We start from the raw sequence: 12,063 nt of genomic DNA on the forward strand, positions 1-12,063 counted from the left end.
TGTCGTCAGCGCGCGGCGGTTTCAAGTGCGCGCGTCCAGCCGCCGCCCAGCGCCTTGTACAGCCGCACATGGTCGGCGCTCAGGCTGGCGCGGGTCGCTTCCAGGCTGTCTTGCGTGGAGAGCAGGGTGCGCTGGGTTTCCAGCACGGCGCGAAAGTCAATCAGTCCGCTGGCGTAGCGCTGGCGGGCCAGCAAATCCGCATTCGCCGCCGCCCCGGACGCCGCCTGCAGACGGGCCAGCCGCTCGCGGTTGCCCTGCAGCGAGATCAGCGCGTCTTCCACGTCTTTCAGCGCGGCCAGCACCACGCCTTCGTAGCTGATGCGGGCGCTTTCCAGCGCGGCCTCCTGCGCGCGCACCTGCGCCCGCGCCGCGCCGCCGTCCAGCAGCGGCACCGACACGCTGGCCAGCAGCGCATTGGCGACCGACGCGCCGCCCGTGAGCGTTCCCAGCGTCAGGGCGCGCAGGCCAAGCGATCCGCTGATCTGAAAGCTGGGGTAGCGCGCCGCATCGGCCTGGGCCACGCGGGCCAGCGCGGCCTTGATGCGGTGCTCGGCGGCGCGCACGTCGGGGCGCTGGCGCAGGGTTTCGGCGGGAATGGCCAGCGCCAGGTCATTCGCAGGTTGCGGCACGGGTGCGGCGGTTGCGAGCGCGCTGCGCAGCACGCCGGGCGACTGGCCGGTCAGCACCGCCAGGCTGCTGGCCGCCTGCGCGATACTGGTTTCGAGTGCTGGAATATGGGCGCCGGTCTGCTCGCTGGCGGCAATGCCCTGCTCCACGTCGAGCGACGACGCCAGCCCGGCCTGGGCGCGCCAGCGGGTGATCTGCAGCGTCTCCAGCTGCGAGGCCAGGTTGCCGCGGGCAATCAGCAGCTGCGCCTGCAGCCCGCGCAGCTCGATGTAGGTGACGGCGGTTTCGGCGGCCAGCGACACCTGCACATTCGCCAGGCTGGCCGAAGCGGCCTGAAGGTCGGACTGGGCGGCGTTCAGCGCGCTGCGGTTGCCGCCGAAGACATCGGGCTCCCAGCTGGCATCAAAGCCGGCCTGGAAGATGTTGCCCGCCTGGCTGCCGCCCGACTTGCTGCGCTGCGCCGAGGCCGAGGTGCTGACGCTTGGGCCGAGGCCGGCCGCGCTCACATCGCGCAGGGCTCTGGCCTGCAGCAAGGCGGACTGCGCGCTGCGAACGTCGGTGCTGTTTTGCAGGGCCTGGGTAACGAGCGCGGTCAGTTGCGGGTCGTTGAAGCCTTGCCACCAGTTTGCGAGGGACGCGGCGTTGGCGGGGCTGGAGGCATAAGGCGCGGTGGTTGACCATTCGGCTGGTGTCGGCGTTGCGGGTAAAGCCGTGGTGGGGGAGGTCGGCGACGCGCAGCCTGAAAGCAGGGCTGCCAGCGCCAGCAGGGCCAGGCGCGGTGGAGAAAAGGCAGGGTGTTGAAGGGGCATCGGGTCACACGGTGGGGGCGGGCAAGCGGATTGTGCGGGGCTTGCTTGTCGGGGAATGGCTGGGTTGGATGAATTTTTGTAAAGCTTGCTGCTGGGAGGGTTAATTGCTATTGAAAATGTAGCTTCTTGTGCGGGGTGGGCTTGCGGAATATGGCTTTTTTGCTTGGGTTTGGTGTGGGCTGTTGCTTGATTGGTGGCTGGGTTGGCTCTTCTGGGTTGGGCTGGCCGGGGGTTGCCCGGCGGCAACTCACTTTTCTTTGCTTCGCCAAAGAAAAGTAAGCAAAAGAAAGGCGACCCGGCTGTCTGGGTCCCTGCGCTTCGCTTCGGGCAACCTGCGCTGCCCCGGAAAAACGGGGGTCGGCGCAAACTCGCTTCACTTCGTTACGCTCAAACAGCGCGCCGCCCTGATCCCGTTTTTCCGGGGCATCACAGGCCCAGTCAGAACGGGGCAATCGGGGAACAAAATCCAAACAGCCAAACAGCCAAACAGCCAAACAGCCACGGCACCCAGGTTTCAGCCATGAATGCTACTAATTCAATAGCTTCTTGCGCAGGCTGTGCTTGCGCAAGAAGCACTTTTGACTCCGAATCCGGCCCCGAATCCGCTCCCGCAAGTCCCGTCCTGGCCGAGCCTGTGCTACGCCGCAAAAGCGGGATCAGGGCCGCGCGCTGTTTGAGCGAAGCGAGTTTGCGCGGACCCCCGCTTTTGTGGCGTAGCGCAGGTTGCCCGAAGCGAAGCGTAGGGACTCGGACTGCGGGTCGCCTTTTCTTTGGTGACTTTCTTTTGGCGAAGCAAAAGAAAGTTACTTGCCGCCGGGCAACCCCCGGCCAGCCCAACCACGAAGCGCCAACCCAGCCAAGACTCAGCCAAATCTAAACAAAAACAGCAGTCAGCGCATTAAACACGGGCCTAAGCAGCTATTAAAAAAATAGCAAACAATCACTGAAATGCTACTTCCGAAAAACTCCGCAGCTTGCGACTGTGCAACTGCGTGATGCCCTCGGCCCGCAGCAGCTCCACCGCCCGCATGCCGATGCGCAAATGCTGGTCCACCCGGTCGCGGTAAAACTGGTTCGCCATGCCCGGCAGCTTGATTTCGCCGTGCAGCGGCTTGTCGCTCACGCACAGCAGCGTGCCGTAGGGCACCCGGAAGCGAAAGCCGTTGGCCGCAATCGTCGCGCTTTCCATGTCCAGCGCAATCGCCCGGCTCTGGCTGAAGCGGCGCTGCGGCTGGTTGTTGGGCAGCAGTTCCCAGTTGCGGTTGTCGGTCGAGGCCACGGTGCCGGTGCGCATGATGCGTTTCAAATCCGGGCCGACGGCCTGCGTCACGTCTTCCACCGCCTGCTCCAGCGCCTTCTGGATCTCGGCCAGCGCCGGAATCGGCACCCACAGCGGCAACTCTTCGTCAAGCACATGGTCTTCGCGCACATAGCCGTGGGCCAGCACATAGTCGCCCAGCTGCTGGCTGTTGCGCAGGCCGGCGCAGTGGCCGAGCATGATCCAGGCGTGCGGGCGCAGCACGGCGACATGGTCGGTGATGTTCTTGGCGTTGGCCGGGCCGACGCCGATGTTGACCATGGTGGTGCCGGTGTGGTCGGCGCGCACCAGGTGGTAGGCCGGCATTTGCGGCAGGCGCGGCGGCGGCACGCCCAGCTCGTCGCCCGCCTCGGGCAACAGGCCGGCGCGCCGCGTCACGACGTTGCCCGGCTCGATGAAGGCGATGTATTCGCTGTCCGGGTTGGCCATTTCCTGATGCCCCAGGCGCACGAATTCGTCGATGTAGAACTGGTAGTTGGTGAACAGCACGAAGTTCTGGAACCAGTGCGGCGAGGTGCCGGTGTAGTGGCGCAGGCGCTGCAGCGAATAGTCAACCCGCGCCGCCGTGAACAGCGACAGCGGCTGCGGCTCGCCGGGCCGGGCCTCGAAGGTGCCGTTGGCAATGCCGTCGTCCATGGCGGCCAGGTCGGGCAGGTCGAACACGTCGCGCATCAGCATGCGGCGGGCCGCGCTCATGGTGCCCTCGATGTGGTCGTTCTCGGCAAACGAGAAGTGAATCGGGATCGGCTGGGTGCTGGTGCCCACTTCCAGTTCGACCTCATGGTTTTGCATCAAGAGCCGGAATTGCGCCAGGTAGTAGTCGCTGTACAGGTCGGGCCGGGTCAGCGTGGTTTCGAAGTGGCCCGGCCCGGCGACGAAGCCGAAGCTGAGCTGCAGGATGTCGGGCGTTTCCAGGATCGCCCGGGCCACCGTCTCGGTGTGGATGCGCACGAACGGGTAGCAGGCGCGCACATGGCCGGGCAGGGTGTCGCCGGCCACGTAGCGCTGCATGGCGCTGCGCAGGTGGGCAATCTGCTGGTCGTAGATGGCACGCACCTGCGCCAGCGCGGCGGCCGGGTCGGTGTAGCGGGTGGGGGCGATGAAGTCGGGCAGGTAGGGCATGGGCTGGCTAGGTTTTGTCATGGGGTGGGGCGTTTTCCGGCGTTTGTGGCTGCGCGGGCAACTCAGCGCTTGACCGGCTCGCGCATCGTCACGAATTCTTCGGCCATCGTCGGGTGAATGCCGAGGGTAGCGTCAAAAATGGCCTTGGTGGCGCCGGCTTTCATCGCCACGGCAAAGCCCTGGACGATCTCGCCGGCGTCGGCGCCGACCATGTGCAGGCCGACCACGCGGTCGGTGGCGTCCTCGACGATCAGCTTCATCAGCGTGCGCTCGGTGCTGCCGCTCAGCGTGTGCTTGAGCGCCTTGAAGTCGCTGCGGTACACCGTGACCTTGCCGAATTTCTCGATGGCATCGGCCTGCGAATAGCCGACCGTGCCGATGTTCGGATGGGTAAACACCGCCGTCGGGATGAAGTCGTAACTCATGCCGCGCGGTTGCTTGCCCTCGGGCGGGCCAAACAGCGCATCGACCACCACCATCGCCTCGGCCAGCGCTACCGGCGTGAGCTGCACCCGCGCGGTCACGTCGCCCAGCGCGTAGATCGACGGCACCGAGGTCTGGTACTGCTCGTTGACCTCAATCGCCCCGGCCTTGCCTTGCCTGACGCCGGCCGCTTCCAGGCCCAGGCCGGCGACCAGCGGCACCCGGCCGGTGGCGTAGAGCACGGCGTCAACGGTGATGTGGCTGCCATCGAGCAGCCGCACCTGCAGGCCCGCGTCGGTGCGCTCGATGGCGGCCACATCGGTGTTCAGGTGCAGCTTCACGCCGGACTTGACCATTTCGCCGGCAATGAAGCCGCGCACTTCGTCGTCAAAGCCGCGCAGCACCTGGTGGCCCCGGTAGAGCTGGGTGACGCTGGCGCCCAGCCCGTTGAAGATCGACGCAAACTCGCAGGCGATGTAGCCGCCGCCCACCACCAGCAGCCGCTGCGGGAAGGGCGACAGGTCGAAGATGTCGTTGGAGCTGATGACATGCTCGCATCCCGGCACGTCCGGCGTGCTGGGCTTGCCGCCGGTGGCGATCAGGATGTTCTTGGCGCTGTAGTGCTGGCCGCCGACCTCGACCGTGTGTGCATCGACCAGCGTGGCCCAGCCGTTGATGATGTGGACGCCGGCGCTTTTGAGCAGTTGCCCGTAAATGCCGTTGAGGCGTGAAATCTCTCTGGCGCGGTTGAACTTGAGCGTGTCCCAGTTCAGCGTGGGCGCTTCGCCGACCCAGCCAAAGCCGTGCGATTCCTCGAAGCTTTCGGCAAAGTGGGCCGCATAGCTGTAGAGCTTTTTCGGGATGCAGCCCAGGTTCACGCAGGTGCCGCCCATTTCGGCCACTTCGGCCAGCGCGACGCGGGCGCCGCGCTGCGCGGCCATGCGGCCAGCGCGCACGCCGCCGCTGCCGCCGCCAATCACGAACAGGTCAAAATCAAAATCAGCCATGGAGGTTCCTTTTTTAGTCCTGTTGTGATTGTGCTGTTTTCGGATGCCCCCTGGCGGCTGCGGCGTTGCGCAGGGTCAAGCTGTGCGCTTGCGGTAGCGCGCCAGCTCCAGCGCCCCGATGCACACCGCCAGCCAGGCCGCGCCCGACGCAAAACCGGCCAGCACGTCGCTGGCGAAGTGGACCTGCAGAAAAACGCGGCTGCTGCCCGTGGCAAAGGCGACAGCAGCGGCTGCCGCCACCACTGGCTGGCGCATGGCGGACCAGCGCGCAGGCAGCAGGCGCACCAGCAGATAAGCCAGCATGCCATAGGCCACCACCGAACTCGACGCATGGCCGCTCGGAAAACTCCAGCCGTCGGCAAAGGCCAGGCCGTGTTCATGCAGCGGGCGAGCGCGTTCAAATATGTTTTTCAGCAAAGGGTTCAGCACCGCATTGCCAGCGATGGCCCCCACCCAGCCGATGCACAGTCCGCGCTGGCGTTGCCAGAGCAGCACCAGCGCGCCCGCCAGGCACAGGGCGGTCAGCAAGATGGGGTCGCCCAGATGGGTCAGCAGCACAAAAAACCGGAGCGCATCCACGGAAATGGTGGCGCGAATCGTGTCCGAAAACAGCAGGTCGAGCTGGCCCAGCTTGCGGCCGTCGCCCAGGTTTTCGGCGATTTCGGCAAACAGCGCCGCCGCGCCGATGATCAGCGCAAAGCCCAGCGCCAGGTAGGCCAGCAGATAGGCCAGCGGCGCAAACCGGCTGGTTTCACGGTGCACGCCATAGCGCAGCCCCAGCCACCACAGGCCGCAGACCGCCGCAATGAGCACCACCAGCGCCACGCCAAAGGCCGGCAGCGCATGGCTGGCGAGCGACTGGACGGCATGGCGAAGGGCGGACGAATCAAGTTCCATGGGGGTGTTCAGTCATCAAAAACAGGTCGCGAGGGCAGGGTGGACATACGGCCCAAAGCTTAGCGGGGTTTGGACGCGCCGGCCCCGGTTTGCCGGGGACAAGGCGGGAGTCACGATAATCGGGGATATGACTACCTCCCCCAATGACTTCAGCGCCCTGTCGCTGCCGGCCCATGTGCTGGCCAACCTGACGCAACTCGGCTACACCAGCATGACGCCGATCCAGGCCGCAGCCCTGCCGGTCGCCTTGCTCGGCAAGGATCTGATCGCCCAGGCCAAGACCGGCAGCGGCAAGACCGCCGCCTTCGCACTGGCGCTGCTGGCCAACCTGAACGCCCGCCGTTTCGCCATCCAGGCGATGGTGCTGTGCCCGACGCGCGAACTGGCCGACCAGGTCACGACCGAAATCCGCCGCCTGGCGCGCGCCGAGGAAAACATCAAGGTCGTCACGCTGTGCGGCGGCGTCGCCCTGCGCAACCAGATTGCCAGCCTGGAGCACGGCGCGCACATCGTCGTCGGCACGCCGGGCCGCATCATGGATCACCTCGGGCGCGGCAACCTCGACCTGGCCGCGATGAACACGCTGGTGCTCGACGAGGCCGACCGCATGCTCGACATGGGCTTTTTCGACGACATCGCCACCGTCGCCAAACAGTGCCCGAAAGAGCGCCAGACGCTGCTGTTCTCGGCGACCTATCCCGAAGGCATCGCCAAGATCAGCCAGCAGTTCATGAAGAACCCGCAAACCATCACCGTGCAGGCGCAGCATGAAAAAAGCAAGATCCGCCAGCGCTGGTACCAGGTCGAGGACACCGACCACGACGAGGCGCGGCTCGATGCGGTGGCGCGGGTGCTGAATCATTACCGGCCCGTCAGTACGCTGGCGTTTTGCAACACCAAGTCGCAATGCCGGGCACTGGTGCAACTGCTCAAGGACCAGGGCTTCATCGCCCTGGCGCTGTTCGGCGAGCTGGAGCAGCGCGAGCGCGACCAGGTGCTGGTGCAGTTTGCCAACCGCAGCTGCTCGGTGCTGGTGGCGACCGACGTGGCGGCGCGCGGGCTGGACATCTCGCAGCTGGAAATGGTCATCAACGTGGATGTGACGCCGGACAGCGAAATCCACATCCACCGCATCGGCCGCACCGGCCGCGCCGACGAGGAAGGCTGGGCCATCAGCCTGGCCAGCATGGACGAGATGGGCTCGGTCGGCAAGATCGAGCAGCTGCAAAAAACCGAGTCCGAATGGCACAAGCTCGACGAACTCACATCCGCCAGCAAGGAGCCGCTGCGCCCGCCGATGGCCACGCTGCAGATCGTCGGCGGCCGCAAGGAAAAAATCCGCGCCGGCGACGTGCTCGGCGCGCTGACCGGCGAGGCCGGCTTCACCCGCGAGCAGGTCGGCAAGATCAATGTGAACGAGTTCTCGACCTATGTGGCGGTGGAGCGCAGCATCGCTGGCGACGCGCTGCACAAGCTGGCGATGGGCCGGGTCAAGGGGAAAAGCGTTCGGGTGCGGTTGATGGATGACGAAGCCTGAGCCGTTCAATGAAATTTCAGGTGCAAATCGGTCTTCTGCGCAAGCTGTACATGCACTGACAGCTATTAATAGCGTAGCAATATGCGGTTTGGCATTCCAGCTGGCGCTGCACGGTTGATTTTTAAGTAAAAAGTGGCTGTAGCGCAGAGTGGATAAGCGCAAGAAGCTATTAAAAGAGTAGCGCAATGAAAAAGAGCGCGGCAACCTGCGTTGCCGCGCTCTTTTTTGTGCCGCGTGTATCAGGTCTGTTTTGAACCCGCCAGCGCGGCCGCGCTGCGGCGCTCCCGGAAGGCCTGCAACTCGCCGACCACGCCCTTGCGAAAGGCCAGCACGCAGAGCACGAAGATCACGCCGATGATGACCGTGACCCAGGAGCCGACCTTATCGGCCAGCAGGTTCTGCAGCGAAATCACGATGCCAGCGCCCATCACCGGGCCAAAGAAGGTGCCCACGCCGCCCAGCAGCGTCATCAGGATCACCTCGCCCGACATCGACCAGTGCACGTCCGACAGCGTGGCAAAGCCCATCACCAGCGTTTTCAGCGAACCGGCAAGGCCCGCCAGCGCGGCCGACAGCACGAAGGCCAGCAGCTTGTAGCGGTCCACCTGGTAGCCCAGCGAGATGGCGCGCGGCTCGTTTTCGCGGATCATCTTCAGCACCTGGCCAAACGGCGAGTTCACGATGCGCGAGATGAACTGGAAACACAGCACGAACACAGCGACCACGAAGTAATACATGGCGTTGTCGGATTGCAGCGAAAGCATGCCGAACAGGCTGCCGCGCGGCACGCCCTGCAGGCCGTCCTCGCCGCCGGTGAACGGCGCCTGCAGGCAGAAAAAATACACCATCTGCGCAATCGCCAGCGTGATCATGGCAAAGTAAATGCCCTGCCGGCGAATGGCGACCGCACCGACCACGAGGCCGATCAGCCCGGCGCCGACGGTGCCGGCCAGAATCGCTATTTCAGGAGTCCAGCCTTGCGACTTGACGAACCAGCCGGTGACGTAGGCGGCCGAGCCGAAAAATGCGGCATGGCCAAACGACAGCAGGCCGGTAAAGCCCAGCAGCAGGTTGAAGGCGCAGGCAAACAGGCCAAAGCACAGCAGCTTCATGACAAACACCGGGTACAGCCCGATGAAGGGCGCGACCAGCAGCAGCGCCAGCAGGGCGATGTAGGTGATGCGGGTGATTTTTTTTGAATTGTTCATTGAATAGTTCCGAAGGCCATGGTGCGCAACGAGCCAAGCGCAGCGGGGAGCGTGGGGGTTTCAAGTCTTTCCAAGTTCCGGCCGCGGAACCGGCTTTGCCGGGCCGCAGGCGGGGCGGCCCCCTCGGGGGGCAGCGAACCACACGAAGTGGGGAGCGTGGGGGCCATATTCCTAGGCCTCCTTGCCGAAAAGACCCGCCGGGCGAACCATCAGCACCAGCACCATCACGACGAACACCACGATATTGGATGCCTCGGGGTAGAAGACGCGGGTCATGCCTTCGACCAGTCCGAGCGCCAGGCCGGTGACGACCGAGCCCAGGATGGAGCCCATGCCGCCGATCACCACCACGGCAAACACCACGATGATGAGGTTCGAGCCCATCAGCGGGTTGACCTGGATGATGGGCGCGGCCAGCACGCCGGCCAGCGCGGCCAGCGCCGCGCCCGCGCCGTAGGTCAGCATGACCATCATCGGCACGTTGATGCCGAAAGTCTGCACCAGGGCGGCGTTTTCGGTGCCGGCGCGCAGGTAGGCACCCAGCCGGGTGCGCTCGATGATGAACCAGGTGCCCAGGCACACCGCCAGCGACACCAGCACCACCCAGGCGCGGTAGTTCGGCAGCACCATGAAGCCCAGGTTGGTGGCGCCCGAGAGCAGTTCGGGAACCGGGTAGGTCTGGCCCGAAGCGCCATACAGTTCGCGGAAAACGCCTTCGACAATCAAGGCCAGGCCAAAGGTCAGCAGCAAACCGTACAAAGGGTCGAGCTTGTACAGGTGTTTCAGGAACAGCCGCTCGATCACCACGCCGAAGGCGCCGACCGCCAGCGGCGCCAGCACCAGCGCGAACCAGTAATTGATGCCGAATTTGTCGAGCATGATCCAGGCGGCAAACGCGCCCAGCATGTAGAGCGCGCCATGCGCGAAATTGACCACGCCCAGCAGGCCAAAGATGACCGCCAGCCCCAGGCTGAGCATGGCGTAGAAGGCGCCGTTGACCAGGCCGAGCAGCAGCTGGCCCAGGAATGCTTGATGAGGAATGCCGAAAATTTCCATGGAAGCCCGTCAGTTCATGCCTGGGAATATTAAAAAAAAGCGGCCAGTCACCTGTGCGACCAGCCGCCCCGTGGTGTTGTCAGCTTATTTCTTGAGCAGCGCGCACTTGGACTCGGCTGGCGTGGTGAACGCCTGCTCGCCAGGGATCTTGGCCACCATCTTGTAATAGTCCCAGGGCGCGGTCGATTCCTTGGCCGACTTGACCTGGTACAGGTACATGTCGTGGATCATCCGGCCGTCGGCGCGGATCTGGCCCTTGTTGTAGAAGTCGTCGATCTTCATGCCCTTGAGCGTGCTCATCACCTTGTCGCCGTCGGTGGTGCCGGCGGCCTGCACCGCTTTGAGGTAATTGGTGGCGACCGAGTAGTCGGCGGCCTGCAGGCTCGACGGCATGCGCTTGTACTTGTCGAAGAAACGCTTGGCGAATTTGCGCGAAGCGTCATCTTGGTTCCAGTACCAGCTGTCGGCCAGCTGCAGGCCTTCGGTATTGGCCAGGCCCAGGCTGTGCACGTCGTTGATGAACACCAGCAGGCCGGCGATCTTCATGGTCTTGTTGATGCCGAATTCCCGCGCCGCCTTCATCGCGTTGGTGAAGTCGCCGCCCGCATTGGCCAGCCCCAGCACCTGCGCCTTGGAGGTTTGGGCCTGCAGCAGGAACGAAGAGAAGTCGGACGCATTGAGCGGGTGGCGTACCGCGCCGACGACCGTGCCGCCGTTGGCCTTGACCACGGTGGAGGCATCGCCCTCCAGCGAGTGGCCGAAGGCATAGTCAGCCGTCAGGAAGTACCAGTTCTTGTTGCCGGCCTTGACCAGCGCCGTGCCAGCGACCTTGGCCAGGGCCACTGTGTCGTAGGCGTAATGCACGGTGTAGGGCGAGCAGGCTTCATTGGTCAGGCGGGCTGATCCGGGGCCAATGGCCATGAAGGGGCGCTTCTTTTCCTCGGCGATCTTGGCCATGGCCAGTGCGGTGCCGGAGTTGGTGCCGCCGATCAGCATAGCCAGGCCATCCTTGTCGATCCACTCTCTAGCCTTGGAACTGGCCACGTCAGCCTTGTTCTGGTGGTCGGCGGTCAGCACTTCGATGGGGCGGTTCAAGACCTTGCCGCCGAAATCCTGCACCGCCCACTTGACCATCTCGCCACCGGCAGGGCCATCGATGTCGGCATACAGGCTGGACATGTCGGTGATGAAGCCGATCTTGACGGGACCGGTGTCCTGCGCCGATGCGGCAGCGGCAAATCCGATGGCCAGTGCGAAGGCGATAGCGTTGAGTTTCATGGAAGGTCTCCTGGTTAATTATTGGTCGGGAAAGTGAATGAAAAACCGGATGCTTTCACGGGCTGCCGGGCTGGGGTCAAACGCCCAGGAATTCCTGCAGCATGGCCATGTTCTGCGACAGCTCGGATTGGGCAAACTGCTTGACGATCTGGCCGTGTTCCATGACGTAGAAGCGGTCGGCCAGCGGCGCGGCAAAGCGAAAGTTCTGCTCGACCAGCACGATGGTGTAGCCCTTGGCCTTGAGCGCCAGGATCATCTCGGCCAGTTTTTGCACGATCACCGGCGCCAGCCCTTCGGAGATTTCGTCGAGCAGCAGCAGCCGCGCGCCGGTGCGCAGAATCCGCGCCACGGCCAGCATCTGCTGCTCGCCGCCCGACAGGCGCGTGCCGGGGCTGTGGGCGCGCTCCTTCAGGTTCGGAAACATGGTGTAAATCTCGGCCACGCTCATGCCGCCCGGCGCAATCGTCGGCGGCAGCATCAGGTTTTCCTCGGTCGAGAGGCTGGCGAAGATGCCGCGCTCCTCGGGGCAGTAGCCCACGCCCAGCCGGGCCACCTTGTGCGGCGCGAGCTTGAGCGCTTCTTCGCCGTTGATCTTGATCGAGCCCTTGCGGGCGCCGGTCATGCCGACGATGGCGCGCAGCGTGGTGGTGCGGCCGGCGCCGTTGCGGCCCAGCAGCGTGACGACTTCGCCTTCGTTGACGGTCATGTTCACGCCGTGCAGGATGTGCGACTCGCCATACCAGGCGTGCAGGTCTTCAATGCGCAGCAGTTCTTTGGTCAT

General features: G+C 64.6%; 9 protein-coding genes. 1 reads left to right on the forward strand and 8 read right to left on the reverse strand.

Annotation, left to right across the window (positions count from 1 at the left end):
* Nucleotides 1–5: 5 nt before the first annotated feature.
* The 4 genes from ABLV49_RS03415 to ABLV49_RS03430 all read right to left on the reverse strand — a co-directional run bounded on the left by ABLV49_RS03415 (nucleotide 6) and on the right by ABLV49_RS03430 (nucleotide 6,203).
* Nucleotides 6–1,436 (reverse strand): efflux transporter outer membrane subunit, encoded by a 1,431-nt coding sequence (locus ABLV49_RS03415; RefSeq protein ID WP_349280199.1) that lies wholly within the window; start codon nucleotides 1,434–1,436, stop codon nucleotides 6–8.
* A 940-nt stretch (nucleotides 1,437–2,376) separates the two neighbouring features.
* The gene (locus ABLV49_RS03420; protein WP_349281586.1) at nucleotides 2,377–3,876 is read right to left on the reverse strand and encodes an AMP nucleosidase; all 1,500 of its coding nucleotides are present in this window, start codon (nucleotides 3,874–3,876) and stop codon (nucleotides 2,377–2,379) included.
* Nucleotides 3,877–3,938: 62 nt separating this feature from the next.
* Entirely contained in the window at nucleotides 3,939–5,306 is a 1,368-nt protein-coding gene (gene gorA, locus ABLV49_RS03425) for a glutathione-disulfide reductase (RefSeq protein WP_349280200.1), read from the reverse strand.
* 75 nt (nucleotides 5,307–5,381) lie between these two features.
* On the reverse strand, nucleotides 5,382–6,203 hold the full coding sequence (locus ABLV49_RS03430; RefSeq protein WP_349280201.1) for a phosphatase PAP2 family protein: 822 nt from the start codon (nucleotides 6,201–6,203) through the stop codon (nucleotides 5,382–5,384).
* Nucleotides 6,204–6,330: 127 nt separating this feature from the next.
* Here ABLV49_RS03430 and dbpA point away from each other — a divergent pair, with 127 nt between their 5' ends.
* The gene (gene dbpA, locus ABLV49_RS03435; protein WP_349280202.1) at nucleotides 6,331–7,740 is read left to right on the forward strand and encodes an ATP-dependent RNA helicase DbpA; all 1,410 of its coding nucleotides are present in this window, start codon (nucleotides 6,331–6,333) and stop codon (nucleotides 7,738–7,740) included.
* Nucleotides 7,741–7,979: 239 nt separating this feature from the next.
* Here the strand turns inward: dbpA and ABLV49_RS03440 are convergent, their stop codons facing one another.
* From ABLV49_RS03440 to ABLV49_RS03455, 4 genes are all read right to left on the reverse strand, one after another.
* The gene (locus ABLV49_RS03440) at nucleotides 7,980–8,948 is read right to left on the reverse strand and encodes a branched-chain amino acid ABC transporter permease (protein ID WP_349280203.1); all 969 of its coding nucleotides are present in this window, start codon (nucleotides 8,946–8,948) and stop codon (nucleotides 7,980–7,982) included.
* Between the two features lie 171 nt (nucleotides 8,949–9,119).
* A complete protein-coding gene (locus ABLV49_RS03445; protein WP_349280204.1) occupies nucleotides 9,120–10,004 on the reverse strand; it encodes a branched-chain amino acid ABC transporter permease in 885 nt (294 codons plus the stop codon).
* Between the two features lie 84 nt (nucleotides 10,005–10,088).
* Entirely contained in the window at nucleotides 10,089–11,282 is a 1,194-nt protein-coding gene (locus ABLV49_RS03450) for an ABC transporter substrate-binding protein (RefSeq protein ID WP_349280205.1), read from the reverse strand.
* Nucleotides 11,283–11,358: 76 nt separating this feature from the next.
* A complete protein-coding gene (locus ABLV49_RS03455; protein ID WP_349280206.1) occupies nucleotides 11,359–12,063 on the reverse strand; it encodes an ABC transporter ATP-binding protein in 705 nt (234 codons plus the stop codon).

Origin of the sequence: Polaromonas hydrogenivorans, from assembly GCF_040105105.1 — a bacterium.
In the GTDB taxonomy this organism is placed as follows: Bacteria; Pseudomonadota; Gammaproteobacteria; order Burkholderiales; family Burkholderiaceae_C; genus Polaromonas; species Polaromonas hydrogenivorans.